Raw genomic sequence first — 20,877 nt, forward strand, 5'->3', positions numbered from 1 at the left:
ATGCTCTTCATGCGCAAGCTGGAAGAGGGAAAGCAGGCCGATGGCCTGCGCAAGGCACTGGTGGAGATGCTCTTGCCCTACAGGGAATGCGTCCACACCATCACCTCCGACAACGGCACCGAGTTCGCCCGGCACAAGCTGATCGCAAAGAAACTGAAGGCCGATTTCTTCTTCGCACACCCCTATTCCTCCTGGGAAAGGGGTACCAACGAGAACACCAACAAGCTCATCAGGCAGTACATACCAAAAAAACAGTCGTTTGACGACTTCAACTGGCAGGATATCAGAAATATACAGTACAAAATCAATGCAAGACCAAGAAAAAAACTAGATTACCAAAACCCCAAGAGCATTTTTTATGCTACCTTAGACCAAAATGTTGCATTGGTGAGTTGAATCTACCTACAAGGGGTTTTTTGTAAGTATTTGGTAGTTAGGTTTATAATTTGTATGTTTGCATCGCTTTTTTGCATAACCAAACAGGGAAAGGTAAAAAATGATAAAAAAACACCTCTTAACATGTACGTTGGCGGTGCTTTGTTTGATAGTCTCCAAGCTATTTATGTATGGAGTTCCGGCAGATAGGAAAACTACAAAAGCGAAGCTTACCAATGTTGCAGAGGTCGTCAAAATGGAAGATGAGGAAGAGGAGACTGAGGGGTCTACATCGTCCTTGAATTTTGCGGCCGAAGACATGCCTACGGGTGATGTTAAAATTGAAGGCAAGATGGAACGTATGCTACGTGCCCATTCGTTTGATAGGTTGAAAACACATAGGTTTCACCAGAAAGCCAAATCGTGGTTCCCCATTATTGAGCCAGTGCTCAAAGCACATGGTATCCCAGACGACTTTAAGTATATCCCTTTAGTGGAGAGCGGTCTTCAACAAGGCGTGTCTCATAAAGGTGCTTCCGGGCATTGGCAGTTTATGCCGGCCACGGCTAGGGCTTTCGGTCTCAAGGTCAATGGTACTGTTGATGAGCGGAACAATCTGCACAAATCGACAGTAGCAGCCTGCAAGTACCTGAAAGCACTGTACAAGGAGTTTGGGAATTGGACTTTGGTGGCTGCCGCTTATAATACGGGCGGAGGCAGCCTGCGCCGCGTAATGCGCCATCAAGGTGAGGACAACTACTATAAGTTGCAGCTGAACCGCGAAACAGGTAGCTATGTGTACAAATTGATTTCGGTAAAACAAATCATCGAAAATCCTCAAGAACACGGATACAAAGCACGGAAGCCTTCATCCCTCATGGCAAACAACGCCGAAGGCGAGGAGTCAAACGATCAAATGTAATGTAGTTTGGCCTTTGCGTAGCCTCTAAGATTAAGACCATCTTTTACGGATCTGCCCGTAAAGATGGTCTTTGTTTTTTACAATAAGTGCAATCCCGTTTTATTTGCTTGCCTCATCAAGTAGTTCCAAGTCTTCGCTATCCAAGTGCAATTTAGGAGCAGCAAACAAGGTCTCGAGCTGGCTTGGGCTGGTAGCACTGGCAATGGGCGCGCCAATATGTGGCTGGGCCAATAGCCATGCCAGTGAAACTGTTGCCGGGTTGGAGCTGTGTTTTGCCGACACTCTGTCTAAAGCATTCAATACAGCCAAACCTTTCTCGTTGAGGTACTGCTTGACACCTTGGCCTCGCTGACTTTTGCCCAAATCAGCTTCGGAACGGTATTTTCCCGTAAGGAAACCTGATGCTAGGGACCAATATGGGAAGACTGTTAGTCCATATTTCTCGGCAATGGGAGCATATTCCTTTTCATATTTACCGCGCTCTACAAGGTTGTAATGTGGCTGTAGCGCCTGGTACTTCGGAAAGCCATTTTTTTCCGCTATTTCAAAAGATTCTACAATCCGTTCTGGCGAAACATTAGAAACGCCTATATAGCGTACTTTGCCTGCCTTGACGATTTCGTCATAAGCCGAAAGGGTTTCTTCCACTGGCGTTTTATTATCGTCGAAGTGGGTGTAGTACAGGTCAATATAATCTGTTTGCAAGCGTTGTAGGGATTCGTCGACGGATTTCAAAATGTGCTTTTTGCTAATGTCGAAGGGGTGTTCCTTGGTCTCGGATCCCACCTTAGTGGCGATAACTACCTCACTGCGGTTGTTTCGGGATTTGATCCAGTTACCTATGATCGTCTCCGATTGCCCTCCTTTGCCATTGATCCACCACGCGTAGGTGTCTGCCGTGTCAATGAAATTAAAACCTCCGGCAGTGAAATCGTCCAGTATTTCAAAAGATTTTTTTTCGTCCAATGTCCAACCAAAGACATTGCCTCCAAGATTGATTGGGGCTACCTGTAGATCCGTATTACCTATCGTTACTTTTTTCATTTTTTTACTTGCGTTTCTGTATATAAAGTTGATGCATGGGCGCCTTTTTAAAAGGCATCCACACTCTGATTGATGAGTTTGAGTTCCTCCTCGTTAAGCTCAATATTCATTGACTTGGCATTTTGTACGGATTGTTCCGCATTTCTAGCTCCCGCTAAGGCGATCGTAATTCCTGGGCGTTCCACCGTCCATCGAAGTACTAGTTGGCCCAAGGAGGCGCCTTTTGCGTCGGCAATAGGCCTTATCTTGTTGAGTAAGGCATCTGTTCGTTCAATGAATTCTGGCGTAAAATGCGGATGGCTAGCTCGGTGATCTCCTTCCTGAAATTGATGTCCAGGTTTTATTTTGCCAGTTAGCAAACCCCTTTCCAATGGGCTGTACGCCAATATCGCTTTATGGTGCTCAATACAGTAAGGTACCGTTTCTTCTTCTATACCGCGATTGACCATGCTAAACGGTATTTGATTGGATGCCAACTTGACGGACTGTTCTGCTTCTGCCATCTGTGCGGCACTGTAGTTACAAACACCCGCATAGCGGACTTTGCCTTGTTCTATTAATTTGGCCACCGCCTCGAATGTTTCTGAAATGGGAGTGGTACTGTCTGGCCAATGTATCTGATACAGGTCTATGTAGTCGGTTCCCAGCCTTTTCAAGCTGTCTTCACATTCCTTGATGATGCTTTCCTTACCCGCATACTTATAGATGTCTATCTCCTTGCCGTTGTTGTCCTTGCTGTGGAATCCAAAATCACCTTTTGCCAAATCCCATCGCATGCCAAATTTGGTGAGAATTTGCAGTTTGTCCCTTTGGATACCCTTTATGGCCTCTCCAACAATCTCTTCGCTAGTACCTTGCCCATAAATAGGGGCGGTATCAATGGACGTAACTCCTAAATCGTAAGCTGCTTTGATGGCTTCTACGGCATCTTTTCTTTCCGTTTTTCCCCACATCCATCCACCGGCTGCCCAGGCTCCAAATGTGATAACCGATAGGGAAAGATCCGTGTCTCCTAATTTTCTGTATTTCATGATTATTTGTTTAATTAGCTTTTGGAAGAACTACAAAATAGAACGGAATATCGCAGAATTTGTGTTGTGAGAAGCAACAATATTTAAAAACAGAATATTCCATGACAAAAAAAGGCCAACTACATATAGATAGTTGGCCAATAATGTGGGTGTCGGAAGCCTTATACCCCTTTAAAATATACGGTACTTACGGTTTCTGCCTGCTGAGGGGTGCCGTTATAGCTGTAATCCACTTTTTCTTTTGGATCGGCTATGCAAATACTGGTATAGGCATTGCCGATATCCAGCCCTATAGCTTGATTTGCCAAACCAGGGCCACACCACTCCGCAGATCGGAGGTAGTAGCCAATACTTGCTATTTGTTCGGCATTTTCCGGTACGATGACCTTCAATATGTCTTCAAACTCGGCCTTGAAGAGCTCGACCAATTGCGGATAGCGTGCCCCACCACCTACCAAATAGATGCGGTCTGTCTTTTCAAAATCGAGATCGGTAAAGGCTTTCTTTAGGGTAGGTGAAATAACGTCATTGTAGTAAGAGTCGATTTGCGTTCTCTTCAGTTCTACCAAATCCTTTTTCTTTCGGTTCAGCACTATGCTGCCCTGTTGAAAGTTTTGGTTGATCATATGTTCGTTTTTCATGCCCAGGTTAAACTCGCGGCTTAGCTCGTTTTTTAGGCCGTTAACTGCGTAGCGAAGTCCAGCTACGCTCATACAGGTCCTTGTCACTAGGTTACCACCCGCGCACAAACCCGTTTCGCAGGTGCCATAGCCCAAGCTGACAATGAAGAAATTACCTTTTTCTGCCGTGCTTCCTTTGCGAATGGCATTGATACAGCCCATGATTTCGGGCATCACGTCCAGGTGCTTTACCGTTACCTGCATGCGCTTTTTGGTATTTGCAAGCCCGTCATAACTTCCAGCCGTATAGTCGATGAAAAGATCCTTCTCGGTAAAAAATTTAACAGCTTGCTGTTTATATAGCTCATAAGTCGTATAGGGGAAGCCGGTGGTAATGGCCACTTCGCCAGATGTGCCAGCTAGTGCCAATAGGATGCCTGCCTTTGCCAGCAGTTGATAATCCGTGTCTTCTGGCGAGCTGTTTATATTGCGATAGGGCGAAAGACCTTCCGATAAAGCGAGCTCACCTACCAAATAAGTTTGACGATCCTCGATAAGCTCAATTTGCCTTTCTTCAATTTTTGGTTGCAATAATAGGGGCTGGTTATGGTGTTCGATGACACTGGGAATGTTGAAAAACTTCATTGATCTAGGGGTTTAGTTAAATAATCATTATCACCTAAGCCATATTACGATAGCAATATTCAAATATAAAGGTCTTATATTACAAATACAAGTAAGTATTGTCATAAATGATCCCATGCGGACAATATGTCCCGAAGATAGTTGGTAGTTTGAAAGTTTTTTTCGTAAAGTCATGATTATTTACCGATTATTATTAGATTTGCCTAGATCTGCCTTTTTAACTTAGACACTAAACTTGGCTTGCAGCAGTTTTCTTATTAATTATGAAGAACAACCCAAAGAGTTCAAAATCGAGTAAATTAACCGTTCTTATGCTGGATGATCACCTGGCATCGGAAAAAATGTTACAGGTGCCAAAAAAAATGTTGCTTTACTGGAGGCACTACACCTTTGCGATAATCGGTATTTTTCTTTTTTTGGGTATTTCTATTGCATGGTGTACCAGCAGGCTTTTGAGCTTGCATGAAGATAAAGAATTGTTGAGGAAAAAGTTGGAGTATGCCAAGGAAAAGAATAAGACGCCCAATATGGAGGAGGTGAGGAGCAAGATGGAAAAGCTGGAGTCGAAATTGGAAGGCGTTACGTCATATCTACGAGAACGAGGAGTGAAAAACAATGGGTTGGAAGGTGGAAAAGGAGGTGAATCCTTTGAACTTACCCTGGAAAATGTAGACGAAGTATTGGATAGTTATGGTTTTTATATTGATAATATCCACCATGATTTAGTTGGTATACCATTGGGTTTTCCCGTAAAGGGCGTGATGACAAGTGGTTTCGGTGTAAGGAAGAATCCTTTTTCAGGCAGTGGCTATGAAGTTCATACTGGCGTAGACTTGAAGGCGAACAAGGGGGACAAGGTACGCTCCCCGGCCAATGGTAAGGTGGTGTTTGCTGGCTGGAAGGGGGGCTATGGCAATTGCGTAATTATTCAGCATACTCACGGGTATGAGACATTATATGGGCATTTATCCAAAATTGAAGTGAAATCCGGTAAGCAGGTAAAGGTAGGGGAAACCATAGGCTTGGTCGGCTCTACAGGACGCTCTACCGGAGCACATCTCCATTATGAGATAAGTAAACAAGGGAAAAGATTGAATGCTGCTACTTTTTTAAAGAACAATTAATTATGCTATTGTCAAACAACGAAAAAAAACGAAGTAAAGATCAAGGAAGCCATCAGGAATTGACGATTATTGGAAAAGATTGCCTTATTAAAGGCGACTTGTCATCGGATAAGCCTGTGCGTTTGGACGGAAAGGTAATTGGACTTGTAAAGGTAGAGGAAAGTTTGATTGTTGGCTCAGAGGGTGTGATAGAGGGCGACGTTGCTGCCAAGCATGTTATTATCTTCGGAAAGGTTGCGGGCAACATTACATCCGAAAAATTGGAAATCCGTGCTGAAGGAAAAGTGCTCGGCAATATCGATAGCAAGTTGATTGAAATGGAGGCTGGCGCACATTATGTTGGCGAGATGAAAATTGGCGCTTCTGAAGACGTCTCCGAGCCCGGAGTTATTTCCTTGAATAAATAGCCTAAACACAACTGAGATTTTATCGAGCTAATTAATCCATAATTATCCTTATTTTTGTTTGCGTTCGACGGGCAGGACCTTTGTTGAAGGTTGTCGAACATTAAGGAGTATGGAATGAGTAAAAAAGTAACGCCCGATCTGGGCGATCAGAGTGAGGTGGAGGTGTTTGGTGCACGCGTCCATAACCTCAAAAATATAGATGTCACTTTTCCTAGAAATGAGTTGGTAGTTATCACTGGTTTGAGCGGTAGCGGCAAGTCGTCTTTGGCTTTTGATACCATATATGCCGAGGGGCAACGCCGGTACATGGAAACCTTCAGTGCCTATAGCCGCCAGTTTTTGGGAGGCTTGGAACGCCCAGATGTGGATAAGATATCTGGTCTCAGTCCCGTTATCGCTATTGAACAAAAAACCACGAGCAAAAATCCCCGATCAACCGTAGGAACCATTACTGAGGTATATGATTTCATGCGCCTGCTGTTTGCCAGGGCAGGAGAGGCTTTTTCCTATGTAACGGGAAAGCGCATGGAGCGCATGTCCGAAGATCAAATAGTACAGCGCATATTGGATCAGTTCGATGGTCAGGCGCTCAATATCCTAGCGCCGGTGGTAAAGGGCCGTAAAGGGCATTACCGCGAGTTGTTTGAGCAAATACGCAAACAAGGCTTCGTGAAGGTGCGTGTGGATGGTGAAATTTTGGACTTGGTGCCGAAAATGCAGGCCGATCGTTACAAGGTACATGACATAGAAATGGTGATCGATAGGCTGATGGTGGGACAGAAAGACAGAAAGAGGTTGCAGACTTCTATCCAGCAGGCTATGAAGGTGGCCAAGGGCATTATTAAGGTGAGCGATCAAGACAACAACGAATTCTTCTTCAGCCGCTACCTGATGGATCCGGAAAGCGGTATTTCCTATGATGAACCACAGCCCAATACCTTTTCTTTCAACTCACCTTATGGTGCTTGCGAGCGCTGTGGGGGGCTAGGCTATATCTACGAAATGGACCAGGACACGATCATACCCGATCCGAAGCTGAGCATCCTCAAGGGAGGCATTGCCCCCTTGGGAGAGTATAAGGACAACTGGACTTTTCAACAGTTGAAGGCAGTAGGCAAAAAATACGGATTTGGTATGTCCACGCCTTTGAAAGACTTTACCGATGAGCAGCTCGACGTATTATTGAATGGCGCACCAGATCTCATTACCGTGCAAGTGACATATAGCAGCTGGAATGTGAAAGACTATAAGGTCACATTTGATGGGTTGTTCAAATTGCTGCAGCAGCAATCGGAAAATAAAGGGAATGACGAACTGGAGCAATTCATGTCCGTGAAGACTTGTCCCGAATGCCACGGTGCCCGTTTACGGAAAGAATCTTTGAATTTCAAGATAGATGGAAAGAATATTTACGAGCTTGCTTCTGTAGATATACAATCTTTGGCACATTGGTTTGAAAACTTGGAATCTCGACTTTCGGAGAGGCAGAACACCATTGCGTCCGAAATTCTGAAAGAGATAAGAACCCGTTTGGGCTTCCTGTTGGATGTAGGGCTTTCATATCTTACCCTAGACCGTTCTGCAAGGACTCTTTCCGGTGGAGAGGCCCAACGTATCCGTTTGGCCACTCAAATAGGTTCACAATTGGTCAACGTACTTTATATACTTGATGAACCAAGCATTGGCTTGCATCAGCGCGATAACGAGCGACTTATCAAATCGCTGAAGAACCTAAGGGACATAGGCAATTCCATTATCGTGGTAGAGCATGATAAGGATATGATCATGGAGTCCGACTATGTCATAGACATGGGACCGGCAGCCGGTCTCAATGGGGGTATGGTAGTGGCGCAAGGTACGCCGGAAGAGATAAAGAAGTCAGAGTCGCTCACGGCCGAGTATTTAAATGGCAAGAAAGCGATAGACATCCCCAAGGCAAGACGCAAGGGGAACGGTCATGAGCTAAAAATAAAAGGCGTTACCGGCAATAACCTAAAAAATGTCTCGGTTGCTTTTCCTCTAGGTAAGCTAATCGTTGTCTCTGGCGTATCGGGAAGTGGAAAGTCCACCTTGATATCGGAGACTCTGTATCCCATACTTAATCACCATTTCTTCAGGGCCAAGAAACAGCCCATGCCCTACAAAAAAATCGAAGGACTGGAACATATAGACAAAGTCATCGAGATAGACCAAAGCCCGATAGGGCGGACACCTCGTTCCAATCCATCTACCTATACTGGTGTGTTCTCGGATATCCGTGCACTTTTTGTTCAGCTTCCGGAGGCCAAGATACGCGGCTATAAGCCGGGACGGTTTTCGTTCAACGTGAAGGGGGGGAGATGCGAAACCTGTCAGGGGGCAGGTATGAAGGTAATTGAGATGAATTTTCTGCCAGATGTTCAGGTGCCTTGTGAGGCTTGTCAAGGAAAACGTTATAATCGGGAAACACTGGAGGTGCGCTATAGGGGTAAGTCCATCAGCGATGTGCTGGATATGAGCATCGATGAGGCCGTGAGTTTCTTCGAACCCATACCATCCATTTATAGGAAAATAAAGACTTTGCAAGATGTTGGACTCGGTTATATCACTCTAGGGCAATCCTCAGTCACGCTGTCTGGCGGAGAGGCGCAGCGGGTGAAGCTTGCCACTGAGCTCTCGAAGAAAGATACGGGAAATACGTTCTACATCCTGGACGAGCCTACTACTGGCCTGCATTTTGAGGATGTAAATGTCTTGCTTGGTGTATTGAACAGGTTGGTAGACCGGGGAAACACGGTACTGGTAATAGAACATAACCTAGATGTGGTTAAGGTGGCCGATTGGGTGATCGACCTAGGGCCGGAAGGAGGTTCCAGTGGCGGAGAAATACTGTTTAGCGGTACTCCCGAGGAACTTATAAAGGACAAGGAAAGCCAAACGGCCAGGTTTTTGAAAATGGAGATGAGTTAAGACGTCAGACACAAGACGTGAGATATGAGATGTCAGACTTGAGACTAAAGCCGGAAGTCGTACAGCGAAGCAGGGATTCAGAAGAATTTCGGGAATCAAAGGCTAAAGCGCCTTGGCAAGCCGGAAAGTCAGTCTTGATACTTAAGTCTTGATACTTGATACTAAATACTATGATTATACTCGATCAACTCGGCATAGCCGATAAAATAAAGGAAACGCTAGAAACGGTCTTCGACCCGGAGATTCCGGTCAATATCTGCGAACTGGGCTTGGTATACGAGATTATTACCAAGGAAGACGGTACGGCAAAAATCGTGATGACCTTAACGGCTCCGGCCTGTCCGGTAGCTGGCGACATCATTGACGAGGTACAGCGCAAGGTGGCCGATGTGGAAGGGGTGAAAAATGCGCTAGTGGAACTTACCTTTGATCCCAAATGGGAAAAAAGCATGATGAGCGAAGAAGCTAAGCTGGAATTAGGTTTTTTGTAGGGTTAAGTTTGTTTCCCGAATGCGCCCAGCTGTTAATAGAATTCCATCTGTTCAACGTTCGATCTCATTATCCAGAGATTCTTTGCTTGCCGCTTCCAAGGCCTCTAAGGTTTTGGCTTCTTTCTTTATAGCTTTGTGACCACCTCCAAAGATAGCATGCCAGATATTTCTGGATTCCTTAGTGAGCAGTGGAGCTACAATGGAAAGGATGAGCACGTACACAACAACGAAAGATTGGATAATGGGATTAAGCCCTCCTGCTTTTCCGATGTTGGCCATCACTATTGAAAACTCGCCCCTGGCGGAAAGCGTGAAACCAATATCGAATGAGGTCTTCTTTTTAAGCCCCGAAAATTTCGCAGCAAAGTATCCTGACGCGAGGTTGCCCAAGACAGTTACCAGTGCTGCCAATGCTGCCCAGCCAATTGCGCCGCCCAACGTGGTGGGGTCTATAGTAAGTCCAAAACTAAAGAAAAACATAGCGCCAAAAAAATCCTTGTATGGCAATACCATTGCTTCGATTTTTTTGATGTATTGCGAATCTGCCAGTACCAGCCCCGCCATGAGTGCGCCAATTGCTTCAGCTACATGTATGGTCTCCGAAAAGCCAGCTATAGTGAATAGGAGTGCAAAAATGATGAGGATGAATAATTCGGAAGATTTTTCATTGAGCAACTTGTCTATAACGGGGACTAATTTTCGTCCAAAAAACAGAAAAGTGAGTATAAAGCCCAAGGCCAAAGCAGAAGTGCCGATCACGCTCCACGCTGAGCCCCCCCCTGTAAGTACCAAGCCGGATAGGAAGGAGATATGCATGGCGATGAACAAATCATCGAACATAATCATGCCCATTATCACTTCAGTTTCGGGATTGGCCGTCCGCTTCAGGTCGGTAAGGACCTTTGCAACGATGGCCGTAGATGAGGAAGTCATAAGCCCGCAGAGTACCATCATCTCGGCAAAAGGCAGGTCCATGAGCCAGCCGATGAGCAAACCGGAAGTGAAGTTTAGGGCTACATAGGTAGTGCCACCAGTTACAATGGATTTTCCAGATTTTATAAGTCGACCTACCGAAAATTCCAAACCTAAATAGAAAAGTAAAAAGAGCACACCCAATCTACCCATGAATTCTATGAAGGGTAAGCTCTCGGTAAACTTGAAATCCAAAATACCAAAGGTAGGAGAGTTGTCATTGCCAAGAAACATCCCAATGATAATGAAAAATGGGATGACAGAAAAGCGCAATTTATTGGCTATCAGGCCAACAAATGCTACAAGTGTCACGGCAATTCCAACTTCTAATACTAAGGTATTCAACTCCATATTACATCGAGATCTTTGTTCAATTTACGGCTTCCATGGTAGAATAGATAGGTCCCCCGGACTGAGAGGGGTGCAACTTTGGTTAATGCAATAAAGGCAGATGGTTTGTCTAGCCTTTAAGTAAGATGTCCTTCAGTGCTTTGATATTGCTCCGTTTGCCCGCAACCACCAATGTTGTACCAGCCGTAATGCGATAGTCAGGGCCTGGATTGATGACGGTTTCATCACCCTTGATTGCGGCTATGATGGATGCTCCAGTGTTCTGCCTCACGCCCAGTTCGCCAATGGTCTTTTCCGAACCTGCCGCATTTTTTTCCACTTTGTGCCATTCGATGATCAGGTCATTAAGCGCTACATCTATGGTCTCCAAAGCTTTTGGCTTGAAGGACAAACCGCCTATGATGCCGGCAACTTGACGAGCCTCTTCATCATTCATGGTCATGACACATTTGGTGTCGTTGTCCTCATCATCAAGCCTGTAGAGCTCACGCCTGCCATCGTTGTGGATGACAATGACCATATTGTCATCAGCACTTGTCTCTATTTGATACTTCTTGCCAATACCCGGCAATTCACTTTCCCTAACAATAGACATGCTAATCCTGTTGTTTAATGTAAAAAATGTGATTAAATATAAGGCACTTTGCTTGGCGTAATCCTATCTACCAAATTCAATAATAGGCTCCTAGGAACTAAAAATGCAGTACAAAGGTATGTAATTTATTCCAATGCTGAAAGTTATTCCTATATTCGCGTCAAGTTCTGAATATATACTCATATGGAGCGCCAAACGGTTTCCCTTGTCGGGAATTAATAAGGAACCGTGTGCAAATCACGGGCTGTCGCGCAACTGTAAGTGCTTTCTTTCCAACTCTCTGGAAGATAGGTCCGGCAATTAAGTCACTGCCCCGACGGATGTTGGGGTGGGAAGACGCCGAGGCCGATGGGCACAAGCCAGGAGACTTGCCACTTTGGTAGATTCAACAAGCTTTCGCGAGATGAAGCAATGTTGGGGCCTATACGAGCATGCTGCTTTTTACCGCATTTGAAACCGTTTTCTTTCGCGGGTAGATTGGAGTTGCCATGCCTTATCATTGTTTTTTCCTGTCGGTTAGTTTGAGTGAAAATTTGGACTGATTTAAATTATTCACATTAAACGTAAAAACATGTTGCGTACAAACAACTTGGGCTACCCGCGTATTGGTGCCCAGCGTGAACTGAAGAAAGCCAATGAGGCTTTCTGGAGCGGGAAAATCTCCCGCAGGGAATTATTGGATGTCGGACTGAAAATCTGCCAGACTAATTGGGAAATCCAGCGATCGGTCGGTATAGATCTCATTCCCAGTAATGATTTTTCATTCTATGATCAAGTGTTGGACACATCGCTCACCTTTGGTGCCATTCCCCAGCGTTACCATGCCTTGGCAGATAAAAAGGGCGTGGAACACGAACTGGAACTCTATTTCGCCATGGCCAGGGGCTATCAGCAGGAAGGCGTGGATGTGACCGCCATGGAGATGACCAAATGGTTCGATACCAATTACCATTACATCGTGCCGGAATTTGTCAAAAACCAATCCTTCAGCCTCTTTTCCGAAAAGGCCATCAACGAATTTTATGAAGCCAAGAAAATGGGCATCATCACTAAACCCGTATTGCTAGGCCCCATCACTTATCTGTTGCTTGGAAAAGAAAAGGAAGCTGGATTTCATCGCTTGGATTTGATAGACAAGTTATTGCCGGTCTATAATCAACTTTTGTCCAAGTTGAAGGCGCATGGTGCAGAATGGGTGCAGATCGATGAACCGTTCTTGGCATTGGATTTGGATGACAAAACCAAGTCGCTGTACCCTAAGGTGTTCTCGCAACTGAAACAGGCAAATCCGGGATTGAAGTTTGTTTTGACTACCTATTTCGAAGGCCTTCGGGACAATACAGATTTGGCATTCTCCCTCCCTGTCAACGCGCTACACCTCGACTTGGTGAGGGGCGAGGGGCAACTGCAGTCTGTATTTCCTAAGCTGAAAAATAAGGACTTGGTGCTTTCGCTAGGTGTGGTGGATGGTCGCAATATCTGGAAAAATGACTATGAAAGCTCGTTGGGGCTGGTGCGGCCGGTTGTCGATGAGTTGGGAAGTAATCGTGTGTGGATAGCGCCATCCTGCTCCTTGCTGCACGTACCTTGCGATTTGGACCTGGAGACAGATGAAGCCATATTGCCTGCAACGGTGAAGAACTGGCTCGCCTTTGCCAAACAGAAACTGACCGAGGTGAAGGACATTGCGGTACTTGCGGAAGGACGGGTAGACGAGGCTACACAGGCCCGTGCCCTTGCCAACAAGGAAGCACAAGAAGATAGAAGTACATCCAAGTTGATCCATCACGATGCCGTAAAACAGCGTATAGCGAGCATCGGCAAAGGAGACGACCAACGCAAAAGTACGTTTGCTGTACGTAAGCAAAAGCAACAGCAGGCACTGGGACTGCCCTTGTTTCCCACCACTACCATCGGTTCTTTTCCGCAAACGAAGGAAGTACGCAGTTGGCGCGCCCAATTGAAGAAAGGAAGTTTGACGGCAGAACAATATAACGACCTTATCCGCAAGGAAACTGAAGAGGCCGTTCATTGGCAAGAAAGCTTGGGAATCGATGTGCTGGTACATGGTGAGTTTGAGCGCAATGATATGGTGGAGTATTTCGGCGAGCAGTTGCAGGGTTATGCCTTTACCAAGAACGGGTGGGTGCAGAGCTACGGCTCGCGTTGCGTGAAGCCTCCCGTGCTCTATGGCGACGTGAGTAGACCAAAGGACATGACGGTATTTTGGACTGCTTTTGCGCAGTCGCTTACCAAGTTGCCTGTAAAAGGTATGTTGACGGGGCCTGTTACCATACTGCAGTGGTCCTTCGTTCGCAACGATCAGCCTCGTTCGGAGACGGCATTCCAGATTGCGCTCGCTATTCGCGATGAGGTGGTCGCATTGGAGAAGGCAGGTATCAAAGTTATCCAAATCGATGAGCCTGCCATTCGTGAGGGCTTGCCTTTGCGCAAGGCTGACCAACAAAATTATCTGGAATGGGCAGTGAAGGCTTTCCGTTTGAGTGCTAGCGGGGTAGGGGACGACACGCAGATCCATACGCATATGTGCTATTCGGAGTTCAATGATATTATTGCCCACATTGCCGCTATGGATGCCGATGTAATTACCATTGAGACTTCTCGCTCGCAGATGGAATTGCTGGATGCTTTTGCCGATTTCAGCTATCCCAATGACATAGGTCCCGGTGTATATGACATCCACTCGCCACGTGTGCCCAGCAAGGAAGAGATGGTGTTCTTGCTGGAAAAGGCCAAGGCGGTCATTCCCGCCGAGCAGTTATGGGTCAATCCAGACTGTGGCCTGAAGACGCGTGCATGGCCAGAAACCAAGGCGGCCATAGAGGCCATGGTAGCCGCGGCAAAGACGCTCCGTGAAAGTGTGCAGGAAACGGTAGATTAGTGAATTAAAGATAAGATGGTAGGGGCGGGTGATTTATCGGCCTCTGCCATCTGTCACAATTGGTTTGTTATTTCTAGACCATTCGCTCCAAGAACCTACATATAGCTTTGGAATCTGCAATCCTGCATAAGCTATGGCCAAAAGTGAGTGGCATTGGAAGCGTCAATGATGGCTAAATCGCGTGTTGCGTACAAGTCCAATAGCTCATCGACTTGAATGATAGGTGATAAGTAATGATGCATCCTTCTGTTTTTTTATAGCATTCGTATTGTTGTCTTTTGAAGAGGATTGTGGACGATGCAAATTAAAAATAATATTTTGAAACTATATTAGGAGAAGGATATTACTGGATTAATCAACATCTTCTCGTTATATTTGTTATCGGTGTGTAATCATTCATATGCAAGCAAACGACAAATCAATAAGGGCACAATCTGATTTACAATGGGTGGAGCGTGTATCCAAGTTGATGGATACACAATTTCGAATAGGGAATTTCCGTTTTGGACTGGATCCATTGATCAATTTAATGCCTTTTCTGGGCGATATGGCCGGTGCTTTTATCTCCATTCTATTGGTATATGTGATGGCTCGTAATGGAGTGAGCCGCAAAGTGGTCATTCTCATGTTATTGAACGTATTGGTCGATGCCGTGCTGGGGGCTATTCCTTTTATAGGTTGGGCAGCTGATTTTGTTTATAAGGCCAATGCAAAGAACGTCAGGCTTTTGCATGAGCATTATTACGAAAACAAGCATCAGGGTAAGGGAACAGGGATTTTGATCGCGATTTTTATCGTTTTTCTTCTTATCCTGCTTTTGATTTTCGGATTGTTATGGATGGTGACGTTTTGGTTGATTGATTTCATTAGCGGACGAGCATTGATTTATTGATAGAGACAATTATATGTCTCCACATCCTTTTATATTATGTTGAATATTCTTACAACGCAGCAAATGCGCGATACGGATCGGTACACTATTGCACATACTCCTATATCCTCCTTGGACTTGATGGAACGTGCCGCAGCGGCATTTGTGAGGAAGTTTGTCGAATTGTATCCAGACCGCAATCAGGCCATTTTGGTATGCTGCGGCACAGGCAATAACGGTGGTGACGGATTGGCGATAGCCCGTTTGCTACATGAACGGCATTACGACCATATCCGTATATGGGTAGCCCATTTTTCGGATAGCGAGAGCAATGATTTCAGAAGCAATTTAAAGAAATTGGCCTATACCTTCATTCCTGTGGAGATTTTCGTACATGCCGATGAGCTGCCACGTATCACGGAACATATCGTCATAGATGCCCTGCTTGGATCGGGTCTCAATAAGCCTTTGGAAGGACTTTGGTTGGCACTGGCGAAGCATATCAATGAGGCAAATAGACCAGTTATAGCGGTAGATATGCCCACTGGCTTGTCGGCCGATGGGAAGATATACAAGGACTGGGAATGCCTAAGTGCAAAAGATACCATTAGTTTTCAGAGGCCCAAGCTGTCTTTTTTCTTTCCGGAATCCGTACATGCTTCCCGTTTTTTCCATGTGGTGGATATTGGCTTGGACGAGGATTATATGAGTGGGCTTGAAAGTGACTATTATTTGTTTGAGGAGGTGGATGCGCTGACTACGATAAAGGAAAGACTGCCTTTCTCCCATAAGGGAACTTATGGTCACGCCCTGGTGATAGCCGGCAGCGCCAGAACCATGGGAGCGGCATTGATCTGTGCGGAGGCATGCTTGCGCACAGGGGCAGGACTTACCACCGCGTGTATACCCGCCAGTGGCCTAATAGCCTTAAATGCCAGGCTACCGGAGGTAATGGCGCTAGAGAGAGATAAATTAATAGAGAGTGAACTGCCTTACCAGGCAATTGCCTTTGGACCGGGCATAGGAACGGATGAAGAGAATAAGCACTTGCTGTTTCATATATTGCAGGAGTGCAAGAATGCCCTGGTATTGGATGCAGATGCACTTAATATTCTGGCTGCCGACCCAAACTGGAAGGAACGGGTGCCGGCTGGCACGATAATCACACCTCATATGAAAGAATTTGATCGGCTATTTGGCCAATCTGAAAGTTGGTACGAACGCGTACAAAAGGCAAAGCACGCAGCGACTGAATGGAAGCTGGTCGTTGTACTTAAAAACCAGTACACATTCGTTGCCCTGCCAGACGGCAGGGTGATTATCAATACCACAGGTAATCCCGGAATGGCAAGTGGCGGGATGGGCGACGCGCTGACCGGCGTCATTGTTTCATTACTGGCGCAGGGATACGACTCTAAAGAGGCTGCCATGCTGGGGGTGTACCTGCATGGTAAGGCAGGAGATGAGTGGGCGAAGGATGGGTATGCCTTGATACATGCCACGCAATTGATACAGAAGATACCAATGCTTTTGCAGGCTAGTTGTAGCTTGTGCAAAAAATAAAGCGAAGTCTGAAGATTCTGGTACCCGATATGGTAATAATGGTATATATACTTGTTTTGACATGTCCATTTTCAAGTATATATTCGACAATCCAGCTAAATGAATTTAAAATATATCCTTTAAGGTAATAAACAACCAGTTTAACTAGCTTATGCTTGTCCGCTTCATCACTATTGTTTATGTAGGTATAAAAGATTCATCGGATAAGAATATTCTTATGTTTAACTAATTTTAGGCTTTAAGCAGCTATAAAACTCACTAATTCCTTGTTGTAGCCGATTATAAACGGATATAAACGTTTATATCCGTAAATATCCGTTTAATATACGACTAATTTTTTTAGTAAGACTCATCTTTGCATCGTCGGCATTAAGGGAAAAGCCGTTCGTTAAATATGTTTTACTTTTAAATTTTTTAGTCATGAACAAAGCAATCAAAAACAGTGTACAATTAATCGGTTTTTTGGGTAGCGATCCAGAAGTACGCACATTCGGTGAGAACAAGAAAATGGCAAGAGTATCCATCGCTACCCGCGATATCTATAAGAATAAATTGGGAGAGTGGCATACAGAGACACAGTGGCACAACCTAATATTCTGGGGTAAGAAAGCGATAGAAGCAGAGAAAGCACTGGTAAAAGGATTGGAAATAGCCGTCATGGGAAGATTGGTCAATAGGTCCTATATGGATAAGGAAGGTGTAACGCGTTTTGTTTCGGAGGTCGTGGTGGGTGAAATGGAAATCATCGTGAAGGAAAGCAAGGCGAGTTAGTTCGTTGGTTGATTGGTCATTAGTTGGTTGGTCAATCGGTAGATTTGGTCGCTTACTAGGTGCCGCTTTCCGAAACAAAGCTCTTTTTTGGCGTAACATGTAGCGTCAGTTTGGCTATTTCAATGGAAAAGCGAGTGTAAATGTCTGACGTATAAAAAAGCAAAGGCCCGTACCTTTTCGGTACGGGCCTTTTTACTATAACTATCTAAGCAGTATATTAAGGTTTCAAAACATTCTTAGGCATGTTCTTCTTCCTCTTTTCGATTGAGGAATACAAACTTATTGTCAAATACATCAAGCTTGATCTTGCTGTCTTTATCCACCTTGCCTGCAAGGATTTCCTTTGACAATTCATTCAAGATGCGTTTTTGGATAACCCTTTTCAGCGGTCTGGCGCCAAATTGTGGGTCGTAGCCCAATTGAGCTAGCCAATCCAAAGCTTCTTCTGACGCTTCGAGCGTAATGCCCATTTCTGCCAACTGATTTTGAACGCTATGGAATTGCAATCTGACAATGTCGTGTATTTCGTCCCTGCTAAGTGGCGTAAACATGATCACTTCATCAATACGGTTCAAGAACTCTGGCCGAATGGATTTTTTCAATAATTCGAATACCTCGGCTTTTGTCTTGGCAATGACGCTCTCCTTGTTGTTCTCATTTAGTTCAGCAAAGTTTTCCTGAATAAGGTGTGAACCGATATTGGAAGTCATGATAATGATGGTGTTCTTAAAGTTCACTACCCGACCTTTATTGTCCGTCAAGTGACCGTCGTCCAGTACCTGCAGGAGGATGTTGAACACATCTGGATGCGCTTTTTCAATTTCATCTAGCAATACCACGGAATAGGGACGCCTACGAACAGCTTCTGTCAACTGACCACCTTCATCGTAGCCCACATATCCTGGAGGCGCACCGATAAGGCGCGATACAGCGTGCCGTTCTTGGTACTCACTCATATCTATACGTACCATGGATTGCTCGTCATTGAAGAGAAATTCTGCCAAGGCCTTTGCCAATTCAGTTTTACCTACACCAGTAGTTCCCAGGAAGATGAAGGAACCGATGGGCCTACGTTTGTCGCTCAAGCCCGCACGGGAACGCCTGATGGCATCCGAAATGGCCTCGATGGCTTCAGATTGCCCTGCTACGCGTTTGTGCAATTCCTCTTCCAAATGCAGGAGCTTCTCGCGCTCACTTTGCACCATTTTATTTACGGGAATGCCTGTCCAGCGAGATACCACATCGGCGATATCCTCAGCTGTTACTTCCTCTTTCAGCATACGGCCTTCGCCTTGCTTGCTTTCCAGTTCCTTTTTGAGCTTTTCTACTTCGTCTTGGGCTTCCTTGATGCGGCCATAGCGTATCTCAGCTACCTTGCCGTAGTCGCCCGAGCGTTCGGCCTGTTCGGCTTCGAGCTTGTAGTTCTCTATTTGTTCCACTTGGTGGTTCAGCTTGTCTACCAGTGACTTCTCGCTTTGCCATGCGGCACGCAAGGAGTCACGTTTGGAAGCCAAATTGGCGATCTCACGACTGAGCTCTTCTACCTTGTGTTGGTCTTTTTCCCGTTTTATGGCCTCCCGTTCGATTTCCATCTGCATGATTTTGCGTTCGATTTCATCGACTTCTTCTGGCACGGAGTCCATCTCCAAGCGCAGCTTGGAAGCAGCTTCATCCATCAGGTCGATGGCCTTGTCTGGCAAGAAACGATCTGCAATGTAACGTTGCGACAATTCCACGGCAGCGATGATGGCTTCGTCCTTGATGCGGACCTTATGGTGCGTTTCGTACCTTTCCTTGATACCACGCAAGATGGAGATGGCATCTTGGGTGTCTGGTTCATCCACCATGACCTTTTGGAAACGCCTTTCCAGCGCTTTGTCTTTTTCAAAATATTTCTGGAACTCGTTGAGCGTAGTGGCACCAATAGCCCTCAGTTCGCCCCTAGCTAGGGCAGGCTTCAAGATATTGGCCGCATCCATGGCGCCTTCGCCACCGCCGGCCCCCACGAGCGTGTGTATCTCGTCAATGAAAAGGATGATCTCTCCGTCGCTGTCCGTCACCTCTTTCACCACGGCTTTCAGCCTTTCTTCAAACTCACCCTTGTATTTCGCTCCAGCAATCAATGCACCCATATCCAATGAGTAGACCGTTTTGGTCTTCAGGTTTTCGGGGACATCTTTTTTGATGATCCGGTGCGCAATGCCTTCTGCGATGGCCGTTTTACCCACACCTGGTTCGCCTACCAATATGGGGTTGTTCTTGGTACGTCGGGAAAGGATCTGGATAACACGCCTGATCTCTTCATCACGGCCTATGACGGGATCCAGTTTGCCCGATTCGGCAGCCTCATTGAGGTTGCGTGCGTATTTGTTCAAGGCATTATAGGTGGCTTCGGCATTTTGATCGGTCACCCGATTGTTGCCCCGAAGCTCTGTAATGGCCTTTTTTAGATCTTTTTCGTTCACGCCTTGATCTTTTAGTAGAGAAGACGTTTTATCACCTACGGCCAATAGGCCCAAAAGCAGGTGTTCCACGGATACAAACTCGTCCTTGAACTCTTTCAAATAGCCGGTTGCCTTTTGCAGGGCGGTGTTGGCATTGTTGGAAAGATAGATGTTGCTACCACTGACTTTTGGGAAAGAGTTGATTTCCTGATCCAAGCTGTCGTTCAGGTGGTTGATGTTTACATTGAGTTTTTTTAGCAGATGGTTTATGACATTCTCGTCAACCAATAGTAGCGCTTTTAAGAGATGCGCCGTCTCTATAGCCTGTTGCTGGTTGCCGCTGGCTATTTCGGAAGCTTTCTGCACGGCTTCCTGGGCTTTGATGGTAAAGTTGTTAAAATTCATGCCTTTTATATTTTAGAGCATTTCGGTATTGGCCTAAAAGGTCTTTTCGATATTAGGAATACCTTAAAACGTCCCTTTTTGTTTTTGGTTATTTCTTCTAATTTTTGATTTATCATATCAATAAAAAGGCCACCAATAGAAATGAGAGGAAAAGTGACAAAATGGCGTTAAATGATAAAAAGGGGTGAAAAATTGACATTTGTTGCTTCTGGGATTTTCTGATCGAAGGCGACTGCGTTTGTCTCCACGTTGTTTAATCTTTGAAATTGAATTTGGAGAAATATATCGTTTACTCAGATGAACTAAGAGTACAACAAGGCTATGCTATTGCGAAAGAAAGGGAACGTATAGCCCTGGTTTTTTTTGGGGAAAGGGGTGGGAGCATTCGCTCCCTT

The 20,877-nt window shown here is 45.4% G+C and carries 16 protein-coding genes and 1 riboswitch; of the genes, 10 read left to right on the forward strand and 6 right to left on the reverse strand.

Annotated elements, in window-relative coordinates; translation table 11 throughout:
* Both A37S_RS24830 and A37S_RS0114645 read left to right on the forward strand, forming a co-directional pair.
* Positions 1-396, forward strand: a 396-nt coding sequence (locus tag A37S_RS24830; protein WP_051293202.1) for an IS30 family transposase, incomplete at its 5' end; no start/stop codon positions are given.
* 100 nt (positions 397-496) lie between these two features.
* On the forward strand, positions 497-1,297 hold the full coding sequence (locus A37S_RS0114645) for a lytic transglycosylase domain-containing protein (RefSeq protein WP_028297638.1): 801 nt from the start codon (positions 497-499) through the stop codon (positions 1,295-1,297).
* Between the two features lie 99 nt (positions 1,298-1,396).
* Here A37S_RS0114645 and A37S_RS0114650 read toward each other — a convergent pair whose 3' ends face one another.
* The 3 genes from A37S_RS0114650 to A37S_RS24835 all read right to left on the reverse strand — a co-directional run bounded on the left by A37S_RS0114650 (position 1,397) and on the right by A37S_RS24835 (position 4,637).
* Complete coding sequence (locus tag A37S_RS0114650; RefSeq protein WP_028297639.1) at positions 1,397-2,341, reverse strand: aldo/keto reductase; 945 nt, start codon at positions 2,339-2,341, stop codon at positions 1,397-1,399.
* 47 nt (positions 2,342-2,388) lie between these two features.
* Positions 2,389-3,372, reverse strand: a complete 984-nt coding sequence (locus A37S_RS0114655) for an aldo/keto reductase (RefSeq protein ID WP_028297640.1) — start codon at positions 3,370-3,372, stop codon at positions 2,389-2,391.
* Positions 3,373-3,533: 161 nt separating this feature from the next.
* Entirely contained in the window at positions 3,534-4,637 is a 1,104-nt protein-coding gene (locus A37S_RS24835) for a ParM/StbA family protein (RefSeq protein ID WP_051293203.1), read from the reverse strand.
* Between the two features lie 263 nt (positions 4,638-4,900).
* Between A37S_RS24835 and A37S_RS24840 the strand changes: the two genes are divergently transcribed.
* The 4 genes from A37S_RS24840 to A37S_RS0114680 all read left to right on the forward strand — a co-directional run bounded on the left by A37S_RS24840 (position 4,901) and on the right by A37S_RS0114680 (position 9,608).
* Positions 4,901-5,761, forward strand: a complete 861-nt coding sequence (locus tag A37S_RS24840; protein WP_051293204.1) for a M23 family metallopeptidase — start codon at positions 4,901-4,903, stop codon at positions 5,759-5,761.
* 2 nt (positions 5,762-5,763) lie between these two features.
* Entirely contained in the window at positions 5,764-6,168 is a 405-nt protein-coding gene (locus tag A37S_RS24845; protein ID WP_051293205.1) for a bactofilin family protein, read from the forward strand.
* A gap of 114 nt (positions 6,169-6,282) precedes the next feature.
* Positions 6,283-9,117: an excinuclease ABC subunit UvrA gene (uvrA, locus tag A37S_RS0114675; protein ID WP_028297641.1), complete on the forward strand. Its 2,835-nt coding sequence runs from the start codon at positions 6,283-6,285 to the stop codon at positions 9,115-9,117.
* 170 nt (positions 9,118-9,287) lie between these two features.
* Positions 9,288-9,608: an iron-sulfur cluster assembly protein gene (locus A37S_RS0114680; RefSeq protein ID WP_028297642.1), complete on the forward strand. Its 321-nt coding sequence runs from the start codon at positions 9,288-9,290 to the stop codon at positions 9,606-9,608.
* A gap of 51 nt (positions 9,609-9,659) precedes the next feature.
* Here the strand turns inward: A37S_RS0114680 and A37S_RS0114685 are convergent, their stop codons facing one another.
* Positions 9,660-10,931, reverse strand: a complete 1,272-nt coding sequence (locus A37S_RS0114685; protein ID WP_036602651.1) for a cation:proton antiporter — start codon at positions 10,929-10,931, stop codon at positions 9,660-9,662.
* 109 nt (positions 10,932-11,040) lie between these two features.
* Complete coding sequence (locus tag A37S_RS0114690) at positions 11,041-11,526, reverse strand: cation:proton antiporter regulatory subunit (RefSeq protein ID WP_028297644.1); 486 nt, start codon at positions 11,524-11,526, stop codon at positions 11,041-11,043.
* A 179-nt stretch (positions 11,527-11,705) separates the two neighbouring features.
* Positions 11,706-11,916, forward strand: a riboswitch (cobalamin riboswitch).
* Between the two features lie 181 nt (positions 11,917-12,097).
* Here A37S_RS0114690 and metE point away from each other — a divergent pair.
* The 4 genes from metE to A37S_RS0114720 all read left to right on the forward strand — a co-directional run bounded on the left by metE (position 12,098) and on the right by A37S_RS0114720 (position 17,633).
* On the forward strand, positions 12,098-14,428 hold the full coding sequence (metE, locus tag A37S_RS0114700) for a 5-methyltetrahydropteroyltriglutamate--homocysteine S-methyltransferase (RefSeq protein WP_036602653.1): 2,331 nt from the start codon (positions 12,098-12,100) through the stop codon (positions 14,426-14,428).
* A gap of 400 nt (positions 14,429-14,828) precedes the next feature.
* Complete coding sequence (locus A37S_RS24850; RefSeq protein ID WP_036602656.1) at positions 14,829-15,320, forward strand: DUF4112 domain-containing protein; 492 nt, start codon at positions 14,829-14,831, stop codon at positions 15,318-15,320.
* A 63-nt stretch (positions 15,321-15,383) separates the two neighbouring features.
* Positions 15,384-16,862 carry an NAD(P)H-hydrate dehydratase gene (locus A37S_RS0114710; protein WP_084163922.1) on the forward strand — a complete coding sequence of 493 codons (1,479 nt, stop codon included), beginning with the start codon at positions 15,384-15,386 and terminating at the stop codon, positions 16,860-16,862.
* A 420-nt stretch (positions 16,863-17,282) separates the two neighbouring features.
* A complete protein-coding gene (locus A37S_RS0114720; protein WP_028297648.1) occupies positions 17,283-17,633 on the forward strand; it encodes a single-stranded DNA-binding protein in 351 nt (116 codons plus the stop codon).
* Between the two features lie 236 nt (positions 17,634-17,869).
* Here A37S_RS0114720 and clpB read toward each other — a convergent pair whose 3' ends face one another.
* Positions 17,870-20,482 (reverse strand): ATP-dependent chaperone ClpB, encoded by a 2,613-nt coding sequence (clpB, locus tag A37S_RS0114725; protein WP_028297649.1) that lies wholly within the window; start codon positions 20,480-20,482, stop codon positions 17,870-17,872.
* Positions 20,483-20,877 lie beyond the last annotated feature (395 nt).

This window comes from Olivibacter sitiensis DSM 17696, from assembly GCF_000427965.1.
Lineage (GTDB): Bacteria > Bacteroidota > Bacteroidia > Sphingobacteriales > Sphingobacteriaceae > Olivibacter > Olivibacter sitiensis.